22 protein-coding genes are annotated in these 26,368 nt (G+C 68.9%); 19 read left to right on the top strand and 3 right to left on the bottom strand.

Features of this window, described 5'->3' with window-relative positions; genetic code table 11:
• Positions 1-104: 104 nt before the first annotated feature.
• Together ACFOGJ_RS12915 and ACFOGJ_RS12920 are read left to right on the top strand one after the other, a co-directional pair.
• Complete coding sequence (locus tag ACFOGJ_RS12915) at positions 105-611, top strand: hypothetical protein (protein WP_379900972.1); 507 nt, start codon at positions 105-107, stop codon at positions 609-611.
• A gap of 262 nt (positions 612-873) precedes the next feature.
• Positions 874-1,341: a hypothetical protein gene (locus ACFOGJ_RS12920; RefSeq protein WP_379900974.1), complete on the top strand. Its 468-nt coding sequence runs from the start codon at positions 874-876 to the stop codon at positions 1,339-1,341.
• 32 nt (positions 1,342-1,373) lie between these two features.
• On the opposite strand, the gene ACFOGJ_RS12925 is transcribed toward ACFOGJ_RS12920, so the two are convergent.
• Positions 1,374-2,144, bottom strand: coding sequence for an acetoacetate decarboxylase family protein (locus ACFOGJ_RS12925; RefSeq protein ID WP_379900976.1), 771 nt, complete (start codon positions 2,142-2,144; stop codon positions 1,374-1,376).
• A gap of 15 nt (positions 2,145-2,159) precedes the next feature.
• Positions 2,160-2,945 carry a 5'/3'-nucleotidase SurE gene (gene surE, locus ACFOGJ_RS12930; RefSeq protein ID WP_379900978.1) on the bottom strand — a complete coding sequence of 262 codons (786 nt, stop codon included), beginning with the start codon at positions 2,943-2,945 and terminating at the stop codon, positions 2,160-2,162.
• Positions 2,946-3,103: 158 nt separating this feature from the next.
• Here surE and ACFOGJ_RS12935 point away from each other — a divergent pair, with 158 nt between their 5' ends.
• The 4 genes from ACFOGJ_RS12935 to ACFOGJ_RS12950 all read left to right on the top strand — a co-directional run bounded on the left by ACFOGJ_RS12935 (position 3,104) and on the right by ACFOGJ_RS12950 (position 8,590).
• Complete coding sequence (locus tag ACFOGJ_RS12935) at positions 3,104-4,357, top strand: thiolase family protein (RefSeq protein WP_379900980.1); 1,254 nt, start codon at positions 3,104-3,106, stop codon at positions 4,355-4,357.
• A 5-nt stretch (positions 4,358-4,362) separates the two neighbouring features.
• Positions 4,363-5,889 (top strand): AMP-binding protein, encoded by a 1,527-nt coding sequence (locus ACFOGJ_RS12940; RefSeq protein WP_379900982.1) that lies wholly within the window; start codon positions 4,363-4,365, stop codon positions 5,887-5,889.
• A 201-nt stretch (positions 5,890-6,090) separates the two neighbouring features.
• The gene (locus tag ACFOGJ_RS12945; protein ID WP_379900984.1) at positions 6,091-7,650 is read left to right on the top strand and encodes a hypothetical protein; all 1,560 of its coding nucleotides are present in this window, start codon (positions 6,091-6,093) and stop codon (positions 7,648-7,650) included.
• Between the two features lie 208 nt (positions 7,651-7,858).
• Positions 7,859-8,590, top strand: a complete 732-nt coding sequence (locus tag ACFOGJ_RS12950) for a DNA helicase (protein ID WP_379900986.1) — start codon at positions 7,859-7,861, stop codon at positions 8,588-8,590.
• 11 nt (positions 8,591-8,601) lie between these two features.
• Here ACFOGJ_RS12950 and ACFOGJ_RS12955 read toward each other — a convergent pair whose 3' ends face one another.
• The gene (locus ACFOGJ_RS12955; RefSeq protein WP_379900988.1) at positions 8,602-9,075 is read right to left on the bottom strand and encodes a PAS domain-containing protein; all 474 of its coding nucleotides are present in this window, start codon (positions 9,073-9,075) and stop codon (positions 8,602-8,604) included.
• Between the two features lie 235 nt (positions 9,076-9,310).
• On the opposite strand from ACFOGJ_RS12955, the gene ACFOGJ_RS12960 reads away from it, so the two are divergent.
• The 13 genes from ACFOGJ_RS12960 to ACFOGJ_RS13020 all read left to right on the top strand — a co-directional run bounded on the left by ACFOGJ_RS12960 (position 9,311) and on the right by ACFOGJ_RS13020 (position 26,292).
• Positions 9,311-10,093, top strand: coding sequence for an SDR family NAD(P)-dependent oxidoreductase (locus ACFOGJ_RS12960; protein WP_379900990.1), 783 nt, complete (start codon positions 9,311-9,313; stop codon positions 10,091-10,093).
• A gap of 181 nt (positions 10,094-10,274) precedes the next feature.
• A complete protein-coding gene (locus ACFOGJ_RS12965; RefSeq protein WP_379900992.1) occupies positions 10,275-11,000 on the top strand; it encodes a PEP-utilizing enzyme in 726 nt (241 codons plus the stop codon).
• A 72-nt stretch (positions 11,001-11,072) separates the two neighbouring features.
• Positions 11,073-12,632: a hypothetical protein gene (locus ACFOGJ_RS12970; protein WP_379900994.1), complete on the top strand. Its 1,560-nt coding sequence runs from the start codon at positions 11,073-11,075 to the stop codon at positions 12,630-12,632.
• A gap of 179 nt (positions 12,633-12,811) precedes the next feature.
• The gene (locus ACFOGJ_RS12975; RefSeq protein WP_379900996.1) at positions 12,812-14,287 is read left to right on the top strand and encodes an AMP-binding protein; all 1,476 of its coding nucleotides are present in this window, start codon (positions 12,812-12,814) and stop codon (positions 14,285-14,287) included.
• Between the two features lie 69 nt (positions 14,288-14,356).
• Positions 14,357-14,959 carry a hypothetical protein gene (locus ACFOGJ_RS12980; protein ID WP_379900998.1) on the top strand — a complete coding sequence of 201 codons (603 nt, stop codon included), beginning with the start codon at positions 14,357-14,359 and terminating at the stop codon, positions 14,957-14,959.
• A gap of 36 nt (positions 14,960-14,995) precedes the next feature.
• The gene (locus ACFOGJ_RS12985) at positions 14,996-16,792 is read left to right on the top strand and encodes a pyruvate, phosphate dikinase (RefSeq protein WP_379901000.1); all 1,797 of its coding nucleotides are present in this window, start codon (positions 14,996-14,998) and stop codon (positions 16,790-16,792) included.
• Positions 16,793-16,820: 28 nt separating this feature from the next.
• Positions 16,821-17,330 (top strand): acetyl-CoA carboxylase biotin carboxyl carrier protein, encoded by a 510-nt coding sequence (gene accB / locus ACFOGJ_RS12990; protein WP_379901002.1) that lies wholly within the window; start codon positions 16,821-16,823, stop codon positions 17,328-17,330.
• Positions 17,331-17,344: 14 nt separating this feature from the next.
• Positions 17,345-18,721: an acetyl-CoA carboxylase biotin carboxylase subunit gene (locus ACFOGJ_RS12995; protein WP_379901004.1), complete on the top strand. Its 1,377-nt coding sequence runs from the start codon at positions 17,345-17,347 to the stop codon at positions 18,719-18,721.
• Positions 18,718-20,178, top strand: coding sequence for a hypothetical protein (locus ACFOGJ_RS13000; protein ID WP_379901006.1), 1,461 nt, complete (start codon positions 18,718-18,720; stop codon positions 20,176-20,178). Before ACFOGJ_RS12995 ends, ACFOGJ_RS13000 begins: the two co-directional genes overlap by 4 nt.
• Positions 20,179-20,323: 145 nt before the next feature.
• Positions 20,324-21,805 (top strand): hypothetical protein, encoded by a 1,482-nt coding sequence (locus ACFOGJ_RS13005; RefSeq protein ID WP_379901008.1) that lies wholly within the window; start codon positions 20,324-20,326, stop codon positions 21,803-21,805.
• Entirely contained in the window at positions 21,805-23,286 is a 1,482-nt protein-coding gene (locus ACFOGJ_RS13010) for a hypothetical protein (protein ID WP_379901010.1), read from the top strand. The genes ACFOGJ_RS13005 and ACFOGJ_RS13010 overlap by 1 nt, the downstream gene beginning before the upstream one ends.
• Entirely contained in the window at positions 23,286-24,479 is a 1,194-nt protein-coding gene (locus tag ACFOGJ_RS13015; RefSeq protein ID WP_379901012.1) for a thiolase family protein, read from the top strand. Before ACFOGJ_RS13010 ends, ACFOGJ_RS13015 begins: the two co-directional genes overlap by 1 nt.
• Positions 24,480-24,792: 313 nt before the next feature.
• Positions 24,793-26,292: an OmpA family protein gene (locus ACFOGJ_RS13020; RefSeq protein ID WP_379901014.1), complete on the top strand. Its 1,500-nt coding sequence runs from the start codon at positions 24,793-24,795 to the stop codon at positions 26,290-26,292.
• Positions 26,293-26,368: the final 76 nt, after the last annotated feature.

A 26,368-nucleotide genomic window follows, 5' to 3' on the forward strand; every position in this document is an offset into this window, starting at 1 on the left:
TATGGCGACCAACGGGCGAAGCCGTGCCAGGACTGCCTCGACAACGCGCAGGCCGTTTGCCCCGGACCGCCGGTGCCGCGCCTGCTGTCAGGAGGAGGAAAGACATGAAACACGGGAAACGGATGCTGTCGGTCGCGGCTGCGGCCCTCGCCCTGGGTGCCGCGGCGGCAGGTGCGACGCCGGCCCTGGCGGAGACCGCCCAGTCGATCACATTCACCATCTCCAGCGTGCCGCAGAAGTCCGGCGACTGGACGATCGAGAGCGCGTTCATCGGCAACATGGCCGATCCGAATGCCTGCACCCAGTACTACTACCAGCCGCCGCCGGCCACGAGCTGGACCTGGAACCAGGAGCCGGGCGGCAGCAACCTGAACCCGTTCGGCATCGTCGTGAACTTCAAGAAGTCCGGCGGCACCGGCGACGCCACGCAGACGGCATTCCGCTGCGTGACGGTCGATCCGAACAACATGCCGTCCGCCAACAACACGGTGGATATCAGCCTGACCGCCTGCAACGTGAACGGCGCCGAAGGCAATCCGGGCCTGCTGGTGAATTCCTCCAGCCCCGGTGTCACGGTCAAGGATATCGGCGGCCAGCCCAGCTGCAGCTGATCCCGTGCAGCCCGATCCGGGGCTGCACATCTTGACCTGATGCCTTGAAGGTCTCCGCGGCATGCGCCGCGGGGGTCTTCGAAGGATATCGGCCGCTACGTCTGCCGCTCCCCGGCCATGACTGCTATCCTTCCGGCAACGCGACCGGGAGGTGGCCGGGAGGGGTGGAATGACGGGATCCGAGACCGAAGGTGCGGGACCGGCCCATGCGCAGAGGCGCAGGCAGGGGGGACGACGCGCGGTCTGCCGGAAGCGGCGGGCGATGCTCGCAGCGCTTGCGATACTTGCCGTGGCCGTGCCGGGGGCGGAGCGCTCCATCCGGGCGGAAGAGGCCCAGAGCATTGCCTTTGCCATCGCCGTCGTGCCTGAAGCGGTCGGCGCGGATCGGCTGGAGGCGGTCTATTTCGCCGGCATGGTGGATCCGGACGGCTGTACCGGCTGGTACAGCGACCTGCCTCAGGGACGCAGCTGGACCTGGACCAACAACGGCAAGAACGTCACCCGCTTCGCCCTGACCGTCGGCTTCACCGTCGAAGGCGGCGGCGAGCCGCGGGTCGCCACCCGCTGCGTTTCGGTGGATCCGGAGAACATGGCCAATGCCCGGCCGACCGTGAATATCGAGCTGGCGCCCTGCGAACTGGCGCCCGGCAAGGCCCATCTGCAGCTCGACGAGATCCGGCAGCCCGGCGTCAAGGTGCACCGCATCGCAGGCGAGGGCGCCTGCCGCTGAACACGGTGCCGCGCCCGCAGCTGCGAACCGTCTCAGGCTTTCCTGTAGTCGTGCACGACCCGGCCCAGGTCGTGGACATAGTCCGCCCGCATGAAGAAGGCCGTGCCGACCGACAGCGGCCGGAACCGGTGCCAGGGGTCGATGTCGGTGACGGTCGGCAGGTCCAGCGCGGCGCGCCCGGCATAGAGGAAGGGCCGGCCGTCCGCCCCTTCCGCCAGCTTCGCCCCGCCTTCCAGGCGGATCAGCTGCGCGACGTCGGGCGGGCCGCCATCGGCCGACGGGACCAGCTTCAGCGACAGTGCCGGATAGCCGGCCATCTCCGCCGGCTCGCCCTGCCGGTCCAGCATCATCGCCGCCCGGGCCAGCACCGTGCCGGCGGGCCGCTCGACCCGGGCGGTCAGCTGGTCGCCCGGGGTGGCATGGCCGGTCCAGCTGCAATGGATCGCCGCCAGCTTTTTCGGATAGCCCCAGATCTCGCGGCCGGCGACCAGCGGCGCCTCCTGGTCGGTGCCGATCACGGTGACGAAGCGGTAGGCCTCGCCGCCGAAGCGGACGCCGGTCGCGATATAGGCCTCGTGATAGGCGCCGTGCGGCGAGAACGGCGCCCAGCGCGCCTTGAACCAGCAGGGCACCGGGTCCTCCAGCGGCTCCACCTTCGGCGGCAGCAGCGGCGCCACTGCCTCCGCCGATGCGGCAAAGGGGATCAGCAGGTCCTCGGCATCGCGGTAGATGTGCGGCGGTCGGCGATAGGGCTCCGCCATGCCGGCCGGCATGGCATAGCCATGCCTGTCTTCCCAGCTCATTTCAGGCCTGCCAGCTCATTTCAGGGCGCCGTCCAGGCGCTCCTGCAGCGGATCCCGCCAGTCGTGCTGGGTCATGTCCAGGTGCAGCGGAGTGACGGAGATGTAGCCGGCGGCGACCGCGCCCAGGTCGGTATCGGCCGGCGCGTCGCCCACGTCATGCTTGAAGTTCAGCCAGTAATAGTCGAAGCCGCGCGGGTCGGTCCGCGGCGTGACCACCGCCTGGTTCAGCTTCCGCCGGCCCTGCCGGGTGACCCGCACCCCCTTCACCTGGTCGGGTTCGCAGGGCGGGAAGTTGACGTTCACGAACACTTCCCTGGGCAGCTCCGCCACCAGCAGCGCCTGCAGCAGGGCCGGTCCGTGCGCCTCCGCCGTCCGCCAGGGGACATCCTCCCGGTTGGAGAAGCACTGGCTCATCGCGATCGCCGGAATGCCCAGGATCACTCCCTCCATCGCCGCCGCGCAGGTGCCCGAATAGGTCAGGTCGTCGGCCAGGTTGGCGCCGCGATTGATGCCGGACAGGATCATGGTCGGCTTCGCCTCCGCCATGATGCTGTTGTTGCCCAGCACGACGCAGTCGGTGGGGGAGCCGCGCAGCGCGATCCGCCGCTCCTCCAGCTGCCGGATGCGGATCGGGTCGGCCAGGCTCAGCGAATGCGACTTGCCGCTCTGTTCCGTCTCCGGCGCGACCACCCAGACCTCGCCGCTGCCCTCGCGCTCGCAGAGGCCGCGGGCCAGCTTCTCCATCAGCTGGATGCCCGGCGCGTGAATGCCGTCGTCGTTGGTGACCAGGATGCGGCGCATGTCTCTCCCCCTCTCGACTTTGCCCGGGCAATGACGATTCTGCCCGACATGATTGTCCGACAATATGGCCCGCCCCGGCACGACATGATAGTGTCGCCGCAAAAGGTTCACGAGAGGACCGGCCCGTCGGGTCGGCCACCCTTGTGCGGGAGGAAAGCATGACGGACATCTATATCGTCGGCGTCGGCATGACGCCGTTCGGCAAGTTCCTCGACAAGTCGGTGCAGGACCTGACCCGGGAGGCGGTCTCCGCCGCGCTGCTGGATGCCGGCTCCGACACCGGCCTGAGCCTGGGCAACAGCATCGACAGCGCCTTCTTCGCCAATGCGGCGCAGGGCGCGATGGAGCGGCAATTTTCCATCCGCGGCGAACTGGCGCTGCGCGACATCCCGCTGCGGCCCGTGCCGGTGGTGAATGTGGAGAATGCCTGCGCCTCGGCCTCCACCGCGTTGAACATGGCCTATACCCACATTCTCTCCGGCCAGTCGGAGATCGCGCTGGCCGTCGGCGCGGAGAAGATGTTCGACGAGGACAAGGCGAAGATGTTCGGCATCTTCGACGGGTCCTGGGACGTCCATGGGGTCGACAAGTCTACCGCCACCCTGCTCGCCCTGGGCGAAGGGGTCGAGACGCCGGAGGAATATCGCGACACCGGCCCGCATTCGGTCTTCATGGATGTCTACCAGGCCTTCGCGAAGTTCCACATGCGGGAGTTCGGCACCACGCCGCGGCAGATCGCGGCGGCGGCGGCGAAGAACCACCAGCATTCGGTGGACAACCCGCTGGCGCAGTACCGCAAGCCCTTCACCGTGGACGAGGTGCTGGCCGGGCGGATGATCGCCTGGCCGATCACCCTGCCGATGTGCTCGCCGATCTCCGACGGTGCCGCGGCCGCGATCCTGTGCACCGGGTCCGCCCTGTCGAAGTTCGACACTTCCCGCGCGATCCGTATCCGCGGCACGGCACTCGGCTCCGGCGGCCGGCGCGACCCCAGCGACTACAGGTCGGAGGTCAGCCACCTGACGGCAAAGCGCGCCTATGAGATGGCGGGCCTGGACCCGAAGGATATCGACGTTGCGGAGGTGCATGACGCGACGGCATTGGGCGAGATCCAGCAGACCGAGAACCTGATGCTCTGCGGCTTCGGCGAGGGCGGGCCGCTGGCGGAGAGCGGCGCCACCACGATCGGCGGGCGGATCCCGGTCAACCCGTCCGGCGGGCTGGAATGCAAGGGCCATCCGATAGGCGCCACCGGCCTGGGCCAGATCTACGAGCTGGTGGGCCAGCTGCGCGGCGAGGCCGGTGCCCGCCAGGTGGAAGGCGCCCGCATTGCGGTGGCGGAGAATGGCGGCGGCCTGATCGGCGTCGAATCCGCCGCCGTCTGCGTCTCGGTGCTCGAGAAGGCGGCCTGACCGGCATGAATCTCGCCGTCCTGCTGGCGAACGCCGCCCGCAGCTTCCCGGACCGCCCGGCCGTCACGGTCGGCGATACCGTGCGCATGGACTATCGCGCCATGGCCGGCCGCGCGGCGCGCCTGGCCGCCGGGCTGACCGGCCGGCTGGGCCTGGAGCCGGGCGCCCGGGTGGCGGTGGTGATGAGCAACCGGCCGCACTACCTGGAGGTCCTGTTCGGCATCTGGCATGCCGGCCTGGCCGCGGTGCCGGTCAATGCCCGCCTGCACCGGCGCGAAATCGCATACATCCTGGACAATTGCGCCGTTGCCGCGGTGTTCACCACCGACGACCTGGCGGAGGATGTGGCGGCCGCCGCCGGCGCCCTGTCGCCGCAGCCGGTTGTCATCTCTGCCGACGGGGCGGAGTACGACGCGCTGCTGAAGGACGAGGCGGCCGCCATGGCCGATGCGGCCGGCGACGATCTCGCCTGGATCTTCTACACCAGCGGCACCACCGGCCGGCCGAAGGGCGCGATGCTGAGCCATCGCAACCTGATGACCATGGCGCTGGGCTATCTGGCCGATATCGACCTGCTGACGGAGGCCGATGCCCTGGTCCATTCCGGCCCGCAGAGCCACGCCGCGGGCCTGTTCGGGCTCAGCTTCGTGGCCAAGGCCAGCCAGCAGGTGCTCAGCCCCTCCGGCGGTTTCGACCTGGACGAGTTCTTCGACCTGCTGGGGCAGCACCGCAACCTGACCCTGTTCCTGGCGCCGACCATGCTGCGCCGGGTGCTGGACGACCCGCGGACCGCCGCCGCCCCGGTGGACCATATCCGCACCATCCTGTCGGGTGCTGCACCGATCTATCCGGAGGATATCCGCCGCACCCTGGCGGCCTTCGGCCCCCGCTTCTGGAACGGCTATGGCCAGGGGGAAAGCCCCTGCACGATCACCGCCATGCCGAAGCATCTCTATGTTGACACCGGCCATCCCGACCACCAGGCGCGCATCGCCTCCGTCGGCATCGCGCGCACCGGGATGGAGGTCCGCGTGGTGGACGGCGACGACCGGCCGCTGCCGGTGGGCGAGGTCGGCGAAATCGTGGTGCGCGGCGACACGGTGATGGCCGGCTACTGGCGCAATCCGGAGGCCAGTGCGGAAACCCTGCGCGGCGGCTGGCTGCATACCGGCGATATGGGCGCCTTCGACGGTGCGGGCTTCCTGACCCTGAAGGACCGGTCGAAGGACATGATCATTTCCGGCGGGGTGAACATCTATCCGCGCGAGGTGGAGGAGGTGCTGACCGCCCATCCGCTGGTGGCGGAGGCCGCCGTGGTCGGCGCGCCCGATGCCGAATGGGGGGAGCGGGTCACCGCCTTCGTCGTCGCCCGGCAGCCGGGCCTGGCGGAGGCGGAGCTGGACGCGCTGTGCCTGGAGCATATCGCCCGCTTCAAGCGGCCGAAGGCCTATCATTTCGTCGAGGCGCTGCCGAAGAACAACTACGGCAAGGTGCTGAAGACGGAGCTGCGGGCACGGCTGAAAGGTGACTAGAGGGAGTTCGGCACCGACCTGTCATCCTCGTCCCCGGACCTGGATGCCGTGGGGCGAGGATCCATTCCGCCGGCCCTGCGGCGCCCCGCAGATGGCGGAATGGATTGCCGGGTCAAGCCCGGCAATGACGGACCTTGGTGCGGCGCGGGCTGAACGAAATCAGGCGCAGGCCGAGAGAAATAAAGAGGGAGGAGAAGCGCAATGGCGGGCAACGTGACCTATGCGCAGCTGTTGGAAACCAACAACATGCTGCAGCATTTCACCGACGAGACCTACTTCCAGTGCGTCATGCGGACGGCGCAGGAGAGCAAGCTCTTCCCGATCTCGCCCTACATGATGCTGAACTACCTGAACGCCTTCTACCGCTACCCGACCCTGTTGCGGAAGATCGAGGCGCAGATGCCGGCGGAGGAGCTGGGCGACCGGGCACGGGCGATGGGCACCAAGATCGACAGCCTGACCATGGGCTGGTGCATCGCCGGCTTCTACCTGCTGGGCCGCGAATGGCTGATCAACATGGGCCTGCTGCGGCCGGAGGATGCGCTCGAGGATGTCGTCCAGGTGATGGACTTCTGGAAGCGCATGAACCTGTCCTACCGGCGCAATTCCGGGCATCTGACGAGCGTCCAGTTCGGCCACCGCACGCAATTGCTGCCGGAATACCAGCTGCAGATCTTCGAGGCGGACATGTGGGCCTGCAGCCCCGGCGACCGGCTGCACACCGCGATCGCGAAGTTCCAGGCGACGATCTCGCAGTACCAGTTCCTGTCGCACTGCGAATGCCGCATCGGCATCTGCAACCAGGGTCCCTACCGCTTCGGCGAGGATGGCGAGATGATCGTCCGCGACTTCCTCGACCTGGCGGAGGGCGACTATCCCTGGCTGGACGACATCGCGGCCGAATTCCCCTTCAACAACATCACCATCCCGATCGCGACTAAGGGCACGCATTTCTACATGATGGACGAGTTCGGCACCTTCGAGGCCGAGCCCGACCTGCATGCCGACATGATCACCCATGTCGGGCTCTACACCTCCGACTACCTGACCGAGGGCTGGCAGCCGGTGGCGATGGAGAGCCCCGAGGCGCTGGCGGCGATGTTCGAGAAGCTGAACGACATCGCCAGCCGGGCGATGGCGGAGCTGTGGAAGCGGATCGCCGGCTGGTCGCGGATGGAGATGATCGAGGCCGGCGCCATGGTTTACTACTCGATCCCGAAGGACCTGGCGCACCTGGCCGGGGTCTACGAACAGTCCGACTGGTTCGACCTGGACGAGCGCGCGAAGCGCTTCATCCCGCTTCTGAACGACGAGTATTCCAACAACATCCTGGGCGAGCTGGTGGTGCTGCTGACGGCGCCGTCGCAGCGGATGAACGACTATACGATGATGAAGTTCTCCAACCAGCCGACCCGGATGATGACCCATCTGCCGATGGGGGTGCTGGCCACCGGCGAATACGTTCCCACCGTCGGGCCGATATATCCGGGCGACCATGTCCTGCCGGACAAGAAGAAGAAATGGCGCACCAGCCGCGGCGACCTCACCCAGGCGGAGTACAACGAAGCGGTCCGCGCCTTCACCCCGAAGCTCCACAGCCGGCCCTACCGCTTCCTGGACGAGACCTGGGTGAAGTACCACTACGACGACCCCCAGGTGGACGAGATGTACCGCATCGCGCAGGAGAGCTCGCGCAACCTGAAGGGCAAGGGCGCCGGCCTGCGCCGCGCCGACATCTGGAAGCTGCGCGGCGACGGCTGAACAGCGCTGCCACGGCCGCCCGTGTTGCGGTCGGACATTTGGCGGGCGGCGGCAATCGGCTAGGATGGGGATCCGGCGCGGCCCGCGCCGCCCCCCTCCGACCGGGAAAGCAGATGAACTGCGGGGCATCGGGACCAGCGAACCGCCTGTTCGAGCGTTGCGCATGCGGAGGGATTGCGGGAACGGCTCGAGACAGGAGGGTTCTCCGATGAAGCTGTCCGCACCTCTGCGGCTGTCCGCACCTCTCTACCGCCTCAAACGCCAGGCCCGGCAGCTCTCCCGCCGTGACGGCATCCCGCTGCACGCGGCCCTGGACCGGACCGCTGCAGCGGAAGGGTTCCGAAGCTGGAGCCTGCTGGCTGCCCGGCACGCGGACCGGTCGCCGGCCGCGCGGCTCTATCCGCGCCTGTCGCCCGGCGACCTGGTCCTGGTGGCGGCCCGGCCGGGCCAGGGCAAGACCCTGCTCAGCCTGGAACTCGCCGCGCAGGCGATGCGGGCCGGGCATCGGGGCATCTATTTCTCGCTGGAGGATACGGAGCGGGAGGTGCCGGCGCGCTTCGCCGCCTTCGGTGCCGATCCGGCGCGGTTCGGCGACCGGTTCGCCTTCGACGGGGACGACGGCATCTGTGCCGACCATGTCGCGGTACGGCTGGCCGATTGCCCACCCGGCACCCTGGCCGTGATCGACTATCTGCAGCTGCTGGACCAGCGGCGCGACACGCCGCCGCTGGCCGACCAGATGCGCCGGCTGCGCGCCCTCGCCGCGGAGCGGGAGGCGGTGCTGGTCTTCGTCTCGCAGATCGACCGCCGCTACGACCCGGCCGCCAAACCGTTGCCGGACCTGGGTGATGTGCGGCGGCCGAACCCGCTCGACCTGCGCCTGTTTACCAAGACCTGCTTCCTGCAGGGCGGCAAAGTGCATTTCGCCGCCGCCGGGTAGGTGATCCGGGATCAGGCGCCCGCGTGCAGGAGGGGGTGGCCGTCGCCGGGCCGGGGCGCGGGGTCTTGTTCCTCGATCTCGAAGATCATGTCGACGGTGCGGCCGTCGCTTGCCAGCGGCAGCAGGCACCATTGCATCGCGGCATGGTCCCGGTCCCGGTATTCGTAGCTGTCCGCACCGAAGGCCGGCCGGCCGGTCTCCGCCACCTCGGTGTAGATCCGCAGCCAGTAGTCCTGCCATCCGGGGTGCGTGACACCATGGTTCAGCCGCTTGCCGGTCAGGTCGACATTGTTCATTTCCACCACCTTCGTTCCAACCAGGCGGAAGCGTATGTCGAACGGATCGCGCAGCACCTCGCTCAGGATGACATGCGGCAGCAGGGACTTGATCTCCGAGGGGACGATATCGGCGCGTCCAGGCAGGCGTCCGTTGTGGCATTTCGAACGCCAATAGGCCTGACCCTGCAGGACAAGTGGCGCTGTCACCTCATGCAATTCTATCAGAGCCATGCTCGTGCCCTGCCGCTCCGGATGGGTACGGGGCAGCCGCGCGGGGCGGCCTGAACGATCGCTCAAGGCTATCGGGACACAGGCGCGGCGGCAAATGCCAGTTGCCAGACCTGCGCCGCGCGAATGGCTCACGTTCCTCATCGCGGGCTACCCTGACGGCCGCGGTCGCCCGGAGCGGCCAACCTGACGACCATCGCGGGGAGGAGAGAAATTGGACATCGCGACATTGTTCGACGTGCGCGGCAAGCGGGCGCTGGTCACCGGCGGTTCCGGCGGCATCGGCTACATGATCGCCGAGGGACTGGTGCGCGCCGGGGTCGAGGTCTGGATCTGCTCGCGCAAGGAAGCGGACATCAAGGCGGCGGCGGAGAAGCTGTCCGCGCTCGGCACCGCCCATGCGATCGCCGCCGACCTGTCGGGCGAAGAGGGGCTGCAGAAGGTCGCCGACGAACTGAACGCCGCCGGCCCGCTGCACATCCTGGTGAACAATGCCGGCGCCACCTGGGGCGCGAAGCTGGACGGCTTCCCGCGCAAGGGGTTCGAGAAGGTGATGAACCTGAACGTCACCGCGCCGTTCGAGCTGACGAAGCTGCTGCTGCCGGCGCTGCGGGCCGCCGCGACGGCCGAGGATCCGGCGCGGGTGATCAACATCGCCTCCATCGACGGGCTGAAGGTGCCGCGCTGGGAGAGCTATCCCTATTCCGCCAGCAAGGCGGGGATCATTCATCTCTCCCGGCATATGGGCAAGTTCCTGGCGGCGGAGGATATCAGCGTGAACGTCATCGCCCCGGGCTTCTTCCCGTCGAAGATGACGGCCGCCGTGGTCGATTTCGACGATGCCGAGGCGATGGATGCGGTCGCCTCGCCGCTCGGCCACAGGGCAGGCCGGCCGGAGGATATCGCCGCCGGGGTGATCTACCTTACTTCCCGCGCCGGCGCCTGGCTGTCCGGCGTGGTGCTGCCGATCAGTGGCGGCATGGCGACCCTGGACTGAGGGCATCCGCCGCCGCCGGCGCGGGCCATGGCCCGGTACCGGCGGCGGTCCCTCATCCATCAGGATTGTCCGACAATGCTGTTTGACAGTCGGTTGACGCGGCCGACTCTGCCGCCTAGCATCCCGTCATCAAGGAAAGGGCGGGACGAACCGCCCCGGCGCTACCTGGGAGGGACGCTAGATGGCAGCCAACGGTTCCGGTGCGAAGATCGCGCTCGCCACCAACAAGTATGGCGAGGCGGAAGCCACCCCGCTCACCAAGATGTTCCATGAGCGCATCCGCGCGCTGGTGCAGAAGAAGCTCGACGAATCCGGCGGCGACTGGTCGAGCTTCGTCTTCGACAAGTCCTACGACCTGATCACCGAGGCCGACATGGTGGCGATCGAGAAGGAAGTTCTCGCCACCGGCTATCGCTACGAGGTCTCCGCCACGATCTCCGCGGCGGAGGAGCCCGACAAGTACAAGCCGCTGTCCGGCCAGGACGAGGCGGAGTTCTCCGGCGAGGTGGTCGACGGCAGGCAGCAGGTCGGCGTCGGCGACAATGTGGTGAAATATCCGCAGAACCTGGTCGGCACCGCCCGCTACGTCCATACCTCCGAAGACGTGATGGACCTGATGATGAACGGCGTGCCGGAGGGCACGATCGCCGTCATCGACGATTCCGGCGGCACCCTGACCGCGCCCGTGCTGGAAGGCTTCGCCGGCGTGGTCTGCATGGGCGGCACGGTCCGCTCCCATCTGGGCATCCTGACCCGGGAATACGGCATCCCCTGCCTGATGAACTGCAAGATCCAGGGCATCAAGAACGGCGACAAGCTGGAGATGAACGTCTCCGCGCCGGCCAAGACCGCCCAGGACTACCAGAAGAACATCGAGAAGACGGCGGAGATCTGGAAGCTCGTCTGAGCACGGCGCCGCTGCGCCCCCGACGCGCCCGACCCTGAACGCCGCCTGGACTTCCCGGAGGAGACGCCGGCCATGCTGAGCAATTCCGTGACCTATGCGCAGCTGTTGGAAACCAACAACATGCTGCAGGCCCTGACCGACGAGACCTACTGGCTCTGCGTGACGCGCACGACGCAGGAATCGAAGCTGTTTCCCGTGCCGTCCTACATGCTGCTGTCCTACCTGAACGCCTTCTACCGCTACCCCACCCTGCTGCGGAAGATCGAGGCGCGGATGCCGGCGGAGCAGCTGGGCGACCGCGCCCGCCAGATGGGGACGAAGATCGACACCCTGACCATGGGCTGGACCCTGCCGGGCTTCTACAACCTGGGCAGGGAATGGCTGATCAACATGGGCCTGCTGCGGCCCGAGGATGCGGTCGAGGACGTGATCTACGTGATGGACTTCTGGAAGCGATTCCAGCTGAGCTATCACCGCAATGACGGCCACATCACCAACCGCGACTTCGGCCATCGCAGCCAGATCCTCCCCGAACACCAGCTGCAGGTCTTCCATGCCGACCTGTTCCCGGTGAAAGACGGCGACCGGCTGCACACCGCGGCCAACAAGTTCATGGCGACCCTGTCGCAGTTCCAGTTCCTGTCGCACTGCGAATGCCGCATCGGCATCTGCAACCAGGGACCCTACAAGTTCGCCGACAACGAAGAGCTGATCGTCCGCGACTTCATGGACCTGGCGGAGTGCGACTATCCCTGGCTGGACGACGTTTCCGCCGACGTGCCCTACAACAACCTCACCATCCCGATGGTGGTGAAGGACACCCATTTCTACCTGATGGACGACTGGGGCAGCTTCGAATCCGAGCCGGAGTTCCGGGCGGAGAATATCTGCCATATCGGCCTCTACACCTCCGACCACCTGACGGAGGGACGGCTGCCGGTGGCGATGGGCAGCGCCGACGAACTGGCGGCGGAGTTCGACCGCCTGCGGGAGATCTTCACCGAGGCGACGGCGAAGCTGTGGAAGCGCATCGCCGCCTGGAGCCGGGCGGAGATGATCGAGGCCGGCGCGCTGGTCTACTACAACATCCCGAAGGACCTGGCGCATATCGCCGGCGTCTACGAGCAGTCCGACTGGTTCGACATCGACGAGCGGGCGAAGCGCTTCATCCCGCTGCTGAACGACGAATTCGGCCGCGACTGCCTGACCGAACTGGTCGGCCTGGTCAGCCTGCCGACCCAGCAGGTCAACGACTACACCATGATGCAGCATTCCAACCTGCCGAAGCGGATGTACACGCCGATCCCCTACGCGATCCTGGAGACCGGCGACTATACGCGCACCTCTGGCCCGCTCTATCCCGGCAGCCATGTGCTGGCGTCGAAGACGAAGAAGTGGCGGACCAGCCAGGGCGACCTGACCCAGGAAGAGTACAACAAGGCCGCGCGCGCCTTCACGCCGAAGCTCTGCCAGGCGCCGTTCATCCATTTCGACGAGACCTGGGTGAAGTACCACGCCGGCGAGCCGGAGGTGGACGAGATGTACCGCATCGCCCAGGCACAGTCGCGGAACCTGAAGGACAAGGGCGCGGGCCTGCACCGCGCCGATGTCGAGAAGTTGCGCAAGGCCTGAGGCTCCGGCTCGGAGGATGCGCATGACGGACTTCCTGCAACCGCTTGCCTGACCCTTGGCCGGGATTCCGGACCAAGGTCCGGGGTCCCGGCCGCCTTTTTTCGGGCGAGAGCGGGGCGGTGCGGAATGTTCGCTGCAAGCGACAATCGGGCGACCGGCACGGTGCCCGCAAACGGACGATGGACATGCAGATCGGCCAGATGATCCGCACGGCGGCGCAGCGCTTCGGCGACGCCCCGGCGCTCGAATGCGAGGGACGGGTGATGTCCTTTGCGGAGTTCGACGCGGCCACCGACCGGCTGGGCAATGCGCTGCTGGCGAAGGGCCTGCGTCCCGGCGACCGGGTCGGGGTGCTGCAGCCCAATTCCATCGAATGCCTGGTTGCCTATTACTGCCTGGCCAAGGCCGGGCTGGTGCGGGTGCCGCTCAACCACCGCGACACCCCGGAAGACCATGCCTACAAGCTGGACTATGCCGGCTGTCGCGCCGTCCTGCACGACGATACGGTGGCGCTGGATGCGGAGATGTCCTTCGGCCTGGAGGAGATGGCGCGGCTGATCGCCGATGCCGATCCGGCCCCCTGCGCCGTCGACCGGGAGATGGAGGCGCCGCTGCGGCTGGGCTTCACCGGCGGCACGACCGGGCGGCCGAAGGCGGTGACCCTGACCACCCGCGGCGAGGTGGCGGAAATCGCCAACTTCATGATCGACCTGCTGCCCGACATCCGGGCGGGCCAGACGATGCTGCATGCGGCACCGATCGCCCATGCCTCCGGCGCCTTCTTCCTGCCGCACCTGCTGCGCGGCGCGAAGGCTCTGGTGATGCCGAAGTTCGACCCGGCCCGGTTCCTGGAACTGTCGGAGGCCAGCCAGGCCAGCACCACCTTCATCGTGCCGACCATGCTGTCGATGATCCTGGAGGAGCCCGGCATCGACCGGCTGCAGCACAACTATTCGCGGCTCTGCTATGGCGCGGCGCCGATGGCGCCGGCGCTGCTGGAGCGCGGCATGGCGGTGTTCGGCCAGGTCTTCGCGCAGACCTACGGCCAGGCGGAGAGCCCGATGGTGATCACCTGCCTGAAGCCGGAGGAGCATGACCGGATCGGCTCTGCCGGCCGCCCCTACACCCTGGTCGAGGCGGCCGTGGTGGACGATGACGACCGGCCGCTGCCGCCGGGCGAGGCGGGGGAGATCGTCTGCCGGGGCCTGCAGACCATGGCCTATTACTGGGAACGGCCGGAGGAGACGGCGAAGGTCTTCCGCAACGGCTGGCTGCATACCGGCGATATTGGCCGCACCGACGAAGACGGCTTCTTCTACCTGATCGACCGCAAGAACGACCTGCTGATTTCCGGCGGCTACAACGTCTATCCGCGCGAGGTGGAGGACGCCCTGCTGGCGGTCGAGGGAGTGACCGAGGCCGCCGTGGTCGGCCTGCCGGACGAGAAATGGGGCGACCGGGTGCATGCGGTGATCGCCGGCCGGCCCGGCCTGGACGGTGCCGCGGTGCTGGCGGCCGCCAAGGAACGGCTCGCCGGCTACAAGCGGCCGCGCGGCATCGAGATCTGGCCGGAACTGCCGAAGAGCGCGGCGGGCAAGATCCTGCGCCGCAAGGTGCGGGAACGGCTGCAGGACCAGACGGGACAGGGTGCCTGAGCGGCCGGCCCAATCTGTCAGGGCGGGCCGGTGGCGCAGGCGGAAAGACGGGATGGAGGACGACCGGACGTGGCAGACAAGTTCCTGGCGATGCATGCCCTCGCCATCAAGAAGTTCGGCACCGCGGAAGCGGTCGCGTCGGTGATCGGCGAGAGCGAGGGCGATGTCGCCCCGGCGATCGAGGAGGCGGTCGGCGCCGGCGAGGCGATCAGCGGCAAGGGCGCCTACATGCTGACCCCGAAGGGACAGGCGGCGCTGAAGGAAGCCTATCCGACGGTCTATGCCGAACTGCGCGGCAATGCGGACTTCACCGCCGCCTATGACCGGTTCGAGGCGGTGAACCGGGACCTGAAGCAGATCATCACCGACTGGCAGACGATGACTGTCGCCGGCGAGCAGGTGCCCAACGACCATTCCGATGCCGACTACGATGCCGGGGTGATCGACCGGCTGGGCGACCTGCACGAACGCGCCGAACCGGTGCTGAAGGACATGGCCGGCGCGCTGCCGCGGCTGGGCTGCCACCTGAAGCGGCTGGAAGCGGCGCTCGACAAGGTGGAGGGCGGCGACACCGCCTGGGTCTCCGGCGCCAAGATCGATTCCTACCACACCGTCTGGTTCGAGCTGCACGAGGATCTGCTGCGGATCCTGGATCGCGAGCGCGACGAATAGGCGCGGCGGAGCCAGCCGGATATGGGGACGCAAGTGATGACACGGGAGGCCGAGGCGCTGCTGCTGCCGCTGGATGGCGGCAGCCTGCCGGACCGCTCGGTGATCGGCGGCAAGGCCTGGTCGATCGCCCGGATGCGGGCGCTGGGCCTGCCGGTGCCGCCGGCCTTCGTCATCACCACCGCCTGCTGTCGCGCCTACCTGGCCGCCGGGCAAGCCTTCCCGGACGGCCTGATGGACGCGGTGCGCGGGGCGCTGGCGGAGATCGAGGCGGCGACCGGCCGCCGCTTCGGCCAGGGTCCGCAGGCGCTGCTGCTGTCGGTGCGGTCGGGTGCCGCGATCAGCATGCCGGGGATGATGGACACTGTGCTGAACCTCGGCATCTCCGACGCGACCGAGGCGGCGCTGGCGGCGGAGACCGGCGATGCCCGCTTCGCCCGCGACACCCATCGCCGTTTCCTGGAGATGTACGGCCGCATCGTGCTGAAGGCGGCAGTGCCCGACCTCGACCCGGCGGCCGCGCCGGCGGACTGGCGCGCGGCGGTGGCGAAGGCCGCCGGACGGGAGGTGCCGGACGATCCCTGGGTGCAGCTGGAGGCGGCGATCCGCGCCGTGTTCGACAGCTGGGACGGTCGCCGCGCCCGGCGCTACCGCGCCCATCATGGCATCCCCGACGACCTGGGCACGGCTGTGACGATCCAGGCGATGGTGTTCGGCAATGCCGACCAGGAATCCGGCACCGGCGTGCTGTTCAGCCGCAATCCGCTGACCGGCGCAGCCGAGCCCTATGGCGAGTTCCTGGCCTGTGCCCAGGGCGAGGACGTGGTCTCCGGCGCCCATACGCCGGAACCACTGAGCGCGATGGCGGATCATCACCCGGCCCTGCACGAGGAACTGCTGCAGGCCGCCGCGGTGCTGGAGCGCGAGAACGGCGACGTCCAGGACATCGAGTTCACGGTGGAGCGCGGCCGCCTGTTCCTGCTGCAGAGCCGGTCGGCGAAGCGCGCGGCGCGTGCGGCGGTGAACATCGCCGTCGACATGGTGCATGAGGGCCGCATCACCGCCGCCCAGGCGCTGGACCGGATCAGCGCGGAGCAGGTGCGGCAACTGCTGCGGCCGCGCCTGAAGCCGGGCGCTGATGGGCAGGCCGAACTGCTGTGCAGCGGCGAGGCGGCGAGCCCCGGCGTCGGCGCCGGCCTGGTGGTGACCGATTCCGACCGGGCGGAAGAACTGAGCGAACAGGACCAGGAGGTCGTGCTGGTGCGGCCCAGCACTTCGCCCGACGACGTGCACGGCATGATCGTGGCGAAGGCGGTGGTGACCGCGCAGGGCGGCTCCACCTCCCATGCCGCGGTCGTCAGCCGGGCGCTCGGTGTGCCCTGCGTGGTCGGCTGCGGCGCGGATGCCCTGGCCGGGCTGGAGGATCGCGAGATCACGGTCGATGGCGACAAGGGGCGGATCTATGCCGGCCGGCTGGCGATCGAGGCGCCGGACATCCGCGCAGACACGCATCTGCGGCAGCTGCAGGACTGGGCGGTGGAGGCAGTCGGGATGCAGGTCATCCCGCTGGATGCCGCGCCGGCGGATGCCCTGGACCTGGACGGCCAGCCCGGCGGCGAGGACGCGGAGACCGCGACGCTGCTGCTGCGCGGCGTGCGGGCGGCGAAGGGCGGCGTGTTCGGCACCGATGCCGGCGTCCAGGCGGCGGTGGATGCGGGCGTGGAGCTGATCGCGGTGCCGCAGGTCCTGCCGGCCCTGCTGGCGGCCCATGCCGCGCGGCATGGCGGGGTCGACAGCGCCGGTGCCGGCGCCGGCGGCGACCAGACGGATGAATGAGGCCCCGGACGGGGCAGGCCTTCGAGCCATGGGACGGAGAGAGACGGTGACGATCAGCCATGACGATATCCGCAACCTGCTGCGCCTGTTCGACAAGTCGGACTGGACGGAGATGCGGCTCGAGGTCGACGGGCTGAAGCTCGTCGTTTCCAACGATCCGAACTTCGCGGCCCAGGCCGCAGCGCCCGCACCGGACGCAGCGTCTTCACCTGCGGCGCCGGCCGCTGCGACGACGAAGGCGGCGCCGGCGCCGGATACGGCCGCCCCCGCGGCGGCGAATGTCGCACTGAAGGAAGGCCAGATTGCGGTAAAGGCGCCGAACCTGGGCACCTTCTGGAAGCAGCCGAAGCCCGGCGCGCCGGCCTATGTCCAGGTCGGCGACGTGGTCGACGAGGACACCACCGTCTGCCTGATCGAGGTGATGAAGCTGTTCACCCCGGTGAAGGCGCAGGCCAAGGGGCGGGTCGCCGCGATCTGCGTCGAAGACGGCACGATGGTCGAATACGACACCGTGCTGGTCATCCTGGACCCGGTCTGAGGCGGGATAGCGCGATGGCAGGCATCCGGCGGCTGCTGGTCGCGAACCGCGGCGAGATCGCGGTACGGGTGATCCGTGCCGCGCAGGCGCTGGGGATCGAGACGGTGCTGGCGGCGTCCGCCGCCGACCGCGACAGCCTGGGCGCCCGCCTGGCCGACCGCACCGTCGTGCTGGGGCCGGGTCCGGCGGCGCAGAGCTACCTGAACCCCGGCCTGGTGGTGGAGGCGGCCCGCGGCACCGGCTGCGACGCCCTGCACCCGGGCTACGGCTTCCTGTCGGAAAAGCCGGCTTTGGCGCGGGCCTGCGCCGAGCATGGCATCGCCTTCGTCGGCCCGCCGCCGGACACGATCGAGCAGATGGGCGACAAGCTGGCCGCCCGCGCGGTGGCGAAAGCGGCCGGCGTGCCGCTGCTGCCGGGCTCGGCGGCGGTGGAAAGCAGCGCCGAAGCGGCGAAGGTCGCCGCCGAGGTCGGCTATCCGGTGCTGCTGAAGGCGGCCGCCGGCGGCGGCGGCCGCGGCATGATGATCGCCGATGACGAGCCCGCCCTGCACGAAGCCTTCGAGACCGCGAGCACCGAGGCGCGCGCCGCCTTCGGCGACGGCACCCTCTATGTCGAGCGCTTCATCCGCAACGCACGGCATATCGAGGTGCAGGTGCTGGCCGACGGCCGCGGCAAGGTGCTGCACCTGGGCGAACGCGACTGCTCGGTGCAGCGCCGCTACCAGAAGGTGATCGAGGAGGGGCCGGCCGCGACCGTTGCGCCGGAGGTGCGGGCCGCGATCCAGCAGGCGGCGGTCAAGCTGATCTCCACCCTGGACTATGCCAATGCCGGCACGGTGGAATTCCTGTACGACGCCGACCGGGCGGAGTTCTTCTTCATCGAGGTGAATGCCCGCATCCAGGTCGAGCATCCGGTGACGGAGCTGATCACCGGCCAGGACCTGGTCGCCTGGCAGCTGCGCATCGCCGGCGGCGAGCCCCTGACCCTCGAGCAGGCGGATATCGCGCTGGACGGCCATGCCATCGAATGCCGCATCAATGCCGAGGACCCGGCGAACGGCTTCCGCCCGTCCCCCGGCCGGGTGCAGGGATTCGCCGCGCCGGCGGACCCGGCGGTGCGCTTCGACACCTACCTGGCGGAAGGCGCGCTGGTGCCGCCGTTCTACGATTCCATGGTCGGCAAGCTGCTGGTGCACGGGACCGACCGAGACGACGCCATCGCCAGGATGCTGGCGGCGCTGGACGCGCTGCGCATCGACGGCCTGTCGACCAACCAGGAATTCCACACCTTCGTCCTGCGCCATCCGGACTTCGCCGCCGGCCGGGTCCATACCCGCTGGCTGGAGACGGTCGGCATGGACGCCTTTCTCGCCCGGGAGTCCGCCGCATGAGTCACGTCCGGATCGTCGACCAGACCCTGCGGGACGGGCAGCAGTCGCTGTGGGGCATGCGGATGCAGGCCGGCATGTGCCTGCCGGTGGCGCCGCTGATCGACCGCGCCGGCTACGACACGGTGGACCTGGTCGGCTCCTCGATGTTCGAGATCATGGTGCGCGACGCGCAGGAGGATCCCTGGGCGGGCCTGGACATGATCGCCGCGGCGATGCCGCGGTCGCGGATCCGCGCCGGCACCCGCAACACCGGCATCGTCTCGATGTCGGTGACGCCGGACGCGCTGATGGATCTGTGGGTGGCCACCCTGTGCCGGCACGGGGTGCGCAGCTTCTGGATCTACGACGTCCTGCACTGGAACATCGCCAAGACCCACCGCATGGCGAAGGTCGCGAAAGAATTCGACGCCCAGGTCGTGGCGGCGCTGATGTTCACCGACAGCCCGGTGCATACCGATGCCTTCTATGCGGAGAAGGCGAAGCTGCTGGGCGGCTCCGGCGATGTCGACCGGCTGATCCTCTACGACACGGCCGGCGTCCTGACCCCGGCCCGCTGCCGCACCCTGATCCCGGCGATCCAGGCGGCCTGTCCGGGCCGCGAGCTGGAGATCCACTGCCACAACACGATCGGCATCGCGCCGCTGACCTACCTGGAGGCGATCGGCCTCGGCATCGACATCATCCACACCTGCAGCCGCCCGCTGGCCAACGGCGCCTCGCTGCCGTCGGTCGAGGTGACCCTGCGCAACCTGAAGCTGGGCGGGCACAGCCACGACATCGATGCCTCCGTGCTGGCGCCGATCGCGCAGAACTTCGAGGAGGTGGCGCAGGCCGCCGGCTTCCCCGTCGGCGTGCCGAACGAATACGACATCGCCCTGTTCGAGCACCAGATTCCCGGCGGCATGACCGGCACCCTGCGCAACCAGCTGGAGAAGCAGGGCATGGCCGACCGCCTGCCCGACGTGCTGCGCGAGGTCGCGCTGGTGCGCCGCGACATGGGCTATCCCGGCATGGCGACCCCGTTCAGCCAGCTGGTCGGCACCCTGGCGGTGATGAACGTCATCAACGGCGAGCGCTACCGCACCATCCCCGACGAGGTGGTGCAATATGCCTGCGGCCACTACGGCGCGCCCGTCGCGCCGATCGACGGCGACCTGCTGGACCGCATCATGGCAACGCCGCGGGCGAAGGAGCTGCGTGGCACCGAGCCGACGCAGCGCAGTGTGGCGGAGCTGAAGGCGGAGTTCGGCGGCGACATCTCCGACGAGGACCTGCTGCTGCGGTCGCTGATCGCACAGCCCTTCATCGACAAGATGAAGGCGGCGGGCGCGCCGGCCCGCGACTTCCGCCGCTACAACGACCCGGTGCTGGACAAGGTCGCGAAGCTGATGACCGCCGCCACCGCCCGCAACCTGGAGATCGCGTCCGGCGACTTCCGCCTGAACTTGAAGCGGTGAGGGGGATGGTTCCGCGTTCTCCAGACGTCATCCCGGCCTTGAGCCGGGATCCATTCCGCGAACCGCGACGCGCCTCGCCGATTGCGGAATGGATCCTCGGGTCAGGCCCGAGGATGACGGCCAATGTGGTGAAAGGCCCGACCCCATGAGCCATGTCCGCATTGTCGACCAGACCATCCGCGACGGGCAGCAGTCGCTGTGGGGCATGCGGATGCAGGCCGGCATGTGCCTGCCGGTGGCGCCGCTGATCGATCGCGCCGGCTACGAGGTGGTCGACCTGGTCGGCTCCTCGATGTTCGAGGTGATGGTCCGCCATGCCCGCGAGGATCCCTGGGAGGGGCTGGACCTGATCGTGCAGGCGATGCCGAACACGCCGATCCGCGGCGGCCTGCGGGCGCACGGCATCATCTCGATGTCGGTGACGCCGGAAGCGCTGATGGACCTGTGGGTGAAGCGGCTCTGCGTGCATGGCGTGCGCAGCTTCTGGATCCACGACACCCTGCATGCCGACCGCAACATCGCGAAGATGCACCGCCGCGCCAAGGTGGCGAAGGAATTCGACGCCCAGATCGTGCTGGGGCTGATGTACTGCCTCTCGCCCGTCCATACCGACGAATACTATGCGGAACGGGCGGCGGTGATGGCCGACAGCCCGCATGTCGACCGGTTGATGATCTACGACATGGCCGGCCTGCTGACCCCGGAGCGGGTGCGCAGCCTGGCGCCGGCGGTGAAGGCGGTGACCGACCGTCTGGGCAAGGGGCTTGAGATCCATTCCCACAACGTCACCGGCTTGGCGCCCCTGGTCTATCTGGAGGCGATCGCCGCCGGGGTGGAGGTGATCCACACCGCGGCGCGGCCGCTGGCCAACGGCGCGTCGATGCCGTCGGTGGAGATGACCCTGGGCAATCTGCGCCATGCCGGCCACAGCCACGACATCGATCCGTCGGTCCTGGCGCCGATCGCCGACCATTTCGAGGCGGTGGCCCGCGCCGCCGGCTTCCAGCTCGGCGTGCCGAACGAATACGACCTCGGCGTCTACCAGCATCAGATCCCGGGCGGCATGACCGGCACCTTCCGCAACCAGCTGAAGGAGCACGGCATGGAGGAGCGCCTGCCGCAGCTGCTGGAGGAGGTGGCACGGGTGCGCCAGGAGCTGGGCTATCCCGGCCTCGCCACCCCCTATTCGCAGCTGGTCGGCACCCTGGCGCTGATGAACGTGCTGACCGGGAAGCGCTATGCCTCGATCCCCGACGAGGTGCTGCACTACGCCTATGGCTGGTTCGGCGCGCCGCCGGTGCCGATCGACCCGGAGGTGATGGACCGCATCGACGCCCATCCCAGGGCGCGCGACGTGCGCGGCACCGCGCCGCCCGATCCGGGGCTGGAGGAGATCCGCGCCGAGTTCGGCGCCATCGACGATGACGAACTGATCCTGCGCGCCCTGGTGGCCGCGCCGCATATCGACGCGATGAAGGCCGCCGGGCCGGTGGCCCGCGACTATCCGCTGGTGCGCGACCCGGTGCTGGCGCGGGTACGCGACCTGATGGGGGAGAGCCGCGCCGCCCATGTTTCGCTGTCCGGCGCCGACTTCTCCCTCACCCTGAGCCGCAAGGAGGGCGTCTGATGGCGCATATCGAGTTCGTCGACCAGACCCTGCGGGACGGCCAGCAGTCGCTCTGGGGGATGCGGATGAAGGCCGGCATGGCGCTGCCGGTGACGCCGCTGATCGACCGGGTCGGCTACCGGGTGGTGGACCTGACCGGCTCCTCGATGTTCGAGGTGCTGATCAAGTATTGCGACGAGTATCCCTGGGACGGGCTGGACCTGCTGACCGCGTCGATGCCGAACAGCCGGATCCGCGCCGGCATGCGGTCCAATGCCTGCGTCACCTTCGCGATCACGCCGGACGCGCTGATGGACCTCTGGGTCCGCTCGCTCTGCCGGCACGGCATTTCCAGCTTCTGGATCTACGACGTCCTGTTCAACATCGACAAGATGCACCGCCTGGCGCGGGTGGCGAAGGACGAGGCGGGCGCCGAGGTCGCCGCTGCGATCAACTTCTCCAACTCGCCGGTCCACACCGATGCATATTACGGCGAGAAGGCGCGCCTGCTGGCCGCCAGCCCTGACGTCGACACCCTGCTGATCTACGACACGGCCGGCTGCCTGCTGCCGGAGCGCGTGCCCGGCCTGGTGCGCAGCATCAAGGCGAACGCGAACGGCAAGCCGATCGAACTGCACTCCCACAACGTCGCCGGCCTGTCGAGCTGGGCCTATCTGGAGGCGGTGAAGGAGGGGGTGACGATCCTGCACACCGCCAGCCACCCGCTGGCCAACGGCCCGTCGATGCCGTCGACCCAGATCATGCGGCACAACACCCGGCTGCTGGGCCATACCGACAGCCTGGACGACCGCCTGATGGCGGAGGTGGAGGCGCATCTCACGAAGGTGGCGAAGACCGCCGGCCTGCCGATCGGCGTGCCGAACGAGTTCGACCTCTCCGCCTATCACCACCAGATCCCCGGCGGCATGACCGGTACCTTCAAGAACCAGCTGGCGCAGCACGGCATGCCGGAAAAGCTCGACGCGGTGCTGGAGGAGACGGGCCGGGTCCGCCGCGAGCTGGGCTATCCCGGCATGATGACCCCGTTCAGCCAGCTGGTCGGCACCCTGGCGGTGCTGAACGTGGTGCTGGGCGAGCGCTACCGGGTAATCCCCGACGAGGTGATCAAATATGCCTGCGGCCATTACGGCCAGCCGGTGGCGCCGATCGACCCGGAGGTGCTGAACCGGATCGAGGATGCGCCGCGCTACCGCGAGATCCGTGACGATCCGCCGGCGCAGCCCAGCCTGGACGAGCTGCGGCAGGAATACGGCGCGCATCTGTCGGACGAGGAACTGCTGCTGCAGATCCTGGTGCCGCCGCACGAGATCGCCAAGGCGCGCGCCGCCGGCCCGGTGGAACGTGCCTATCCGGTCCTGGACAGCGGGACCGCGCAGTTCGCCAACGAACTGATGCGCGGCAGCGGCGCCGCCTATCTGTCACTGGAGACCGGGGACTTCGCCTTCAGCGCGCGCCGCGGCGGCGGAAAGGACGCCGCCTGATGGCACGCCGTGCCGTCATCGTCGACGGTGTCCGCTCCCCCTTCGGCCGGGGCCGGGCCGGCGGTGCGCTGAACCCGCTGCACCCGGTCGACCTTTATGCCCAGGTCCTGCGGGCGCTGATCGGCCGCACCGGCATCGATCCGGCGCAGGTGGAGGATGTGATCACCGGCTGCGTCCTGCAGGTGGGCGAGCAGGCGGCCAATATCGGCCGCCACGGCTGGCTCGCCGCCGGCTTTCCGGAAACCGTTCCCGGCGTCACCCTGGACCGCAAGTGCGGCTCCGCCGAGCAGGCGCTGCACTTCGCCGCGCAGGGCGTGATCGCCGGCGCCTACGACATCGTCGTGGCCGGCGGCGTGGAGATGATGAGCCGGGTCAGCATGAAGTCGAACCGGCTGGGCCAGGACAATCTCGGCCCGGCCTTTCACAGCCGCTATGACGCGGGGCTGGTGCATCAGGGCATCTCCGCCGAACTGATAGCCGCCCGCTGGCACATCGGCCGCGACGCGATGGACGCCTATGCCCTGCGCTCCCACCAGCGGGCCGCGGCCGCGCGGGACCGCGGCATCCTCGCCCGCGACCTCGTCCCGATCGAGCTGCCGGGTGCCGAAGGACCGATCGTGGTGGACCGTGACGAAGGAATCCGCGACGACACCACCCTGGACAGGCTGGGCGGCCTGAAGCCGGCCTTTGCCGATCCGCAGGCGGAGCGGCGCTTCCCGGAGATCCGCTGGTCGGTGACTGCGGGCAGTTCTTCCCAGGTCACCGACGGTGCCGCCGCGCTGCTGGTAATGGAGGAAGGCCTGGCCGCGCGGCTGGGCCTGACCCCCCGCGCCGCGGTCACCCATTTCGCGGTGGTCGGTGACGACCCGCTGCTGGCGCTGACCGGGGTCACCCCGGCGACCGGGAAGCTGCTCGCCCGCGCCGGCCGGCGGATCGACGAGATCGACCGCTTCGAGGTCAACGAGGCCTTCGCCTCGGTCGTCCTGGCCTGGCAAAGGCGCACCGGCGCCGATCCCGAGCGGGTGAATGTCGATGGCGGTGCCATCGCCTTCGGCCATCCGGTGGGCGCCTCCGGCGGGCGCCTGACCCTCAGCCTGATCGCGGCGCTGGAAGAAAGTGGCGGCCGCTTCGGCCTGCAGACCATGTGCGAGAGCGGCGGCATGGCCAATGCCACCCTGGTCGAGCGGCTCTGAGTCCGGCCGGGCAGGGCGATCCGGCCACGGCAGACAAGCGCAAAAGAAACCGGGGCTGTTCTGTTGCGCACGAAATACACCTGAGCCGAGGGAAAATAAGGCGTAGCGGGAAGGCAGAAAAATACGGAACGGGGATCCGGATGTCCTGTTGGTCGGGCAGGAGAGCCAAGACAAAGCAGGAGGGCTCATGAGGTTCCACCGTTCTTTTCTCGCAGTAACGACTGCCCTTATCGGTGTCGTCGGCCTGACCGCCCAGGGCGGTGCGCAGACGTCCGAGGCCGCGCGGATCCAGGGACAGGATTGCGCAGCCGAAGTGCAGCGCGCCCTGGCCGAGGTGAAGAGCCACCGCGAATGGACGCAGGTCCGCGACGCGATCGCGCCGATGTCGCAGAAGGCGATCAGCGCCGCCGAAACGGCCGAGGGCAATTGCTACGCCGTGCTGATCGGCATGCAGCGTTACCTCGTGGACAATGACGTGGCGATCGCCGGCTTTACCGACGCCCAGAGCATCGCGGCGACCGAGCAGCGCTATGTCGCCGCCACGGCCGGCAGCGCGGCCGGCGCCCGCACCGAGGTCCAGGTGCAGACCAGGCCGGCCCAGGTCGGCGTGCAGCAGCGCGCCTCCGACGTCACCGTTGAGGAGGAGCCGACCGAGGTTGCGGTCAGCCAGCGCAGCGCGGAGGTGCAGGTCACCCAGCCGCAGGCCGAGGTGAATGTCGCCGCCCCGAAATCCCGGGTGCAGGTGCAGCAGCCCAAGGCGCAGGTGCAGGTCGACGCCGCCAGGCCGCAGGTCTCGGTGCAGCAGCCGGCCCCGGACGTGACGGTGACCCAGCCGGAACCGGAGATCTCGGTGCAGCAGAGCCAGCCGCAGGTGGCGATCAACCAGCCGGCGCCGAAGGTGCAGATCAAGCAGTTCAAGCCGGAGGTGAAGATCGTCCAGCCGGAGCCGAATATCCGTGTGGAGCAGCAGAAGCCGGTGGTCTCCGTGCAGCAGCCGCAGCCGGAAGTGGTGGTCGAGCAGGCCAAGCCGCAGGTGACCGTGGCGCAGGCGAAGCCGACCGTCGTGGTCGAGGAGGCCAAGCCGCAGGTGCAGGTGACCCAGCGCGAGCCCGAGGTCAGCGTGCAGCAGCAGGAGGCCGCGGTGCAGGTCGAGCAGGCCCGTGCCGAGGTCGAGGTGTCCCAGGCGCGGCCGGAGATCGCCGTCAGCCAGGCCGCCCCGCAGGTCGATGTGCAGCAGGGCAAGCCCAGCGTGTCCGTCAGCCAGCGCAGGGCACAGGTGGATGTCAGCACCGAGCGGGCACAGGTCTCCGTCGATCAGGAGCGCGGCGCCGAGGTCGGCATGCAGACGGCCCAGGTCGGCAATACGGTCGCCGTCGAACAGCCCGCCGGCCGGGTTCAGGTGGCGATCGCGGAAGCGGGCGCGGACCAGCTGACCGCCATCGCCGCCGATGCCATCCTGGTGCGCGAGGTCGAGTTCGCCTTCGACAAGGCGCAGGTGCGCAGCGGGGCGGACGAGGTCCTCCGGGACGTCGCCCGCGTGCAGCGCGAGAGCGGCGACGCGATGGTGCTGCTGACCGGCTACACCGACAAGGTCGGCGACCGCAGCTATAACCAGCAGCTGTCGGAGCGCCGGGTGTCTGCCGTTGCGCAGGCTCTGAACCGGACCGGCATCGACGACACCTGGATCCGCACCAGGCATTTCGGCGAGCAGAACCCCGAGGAGGCCACCTCCAGCCGTTCCGAGCACAATCGCCGGGTGGAGATCCGCGTGATCCCCGCTGAGTTCCTGGCGCGTGCCGAGGCGCGGGGCTGATCGCACGATCCTTCACCGCGGCACGGTCCGCGACGGATCGGGGCGGCCGCGCCCGGGAGTGTCCCGGGCGCGGCCG

Source organism: Marinibaculum pumilum (genome assembly GCF_042646425.1).
Classification (GTDB): Bacteria; Pseudomonadota; Alphaproteobacteria; order Ferrovibrionales; family Ferrovibrionaceae; genus Marinibaculum; species Marinibaculum pumilum.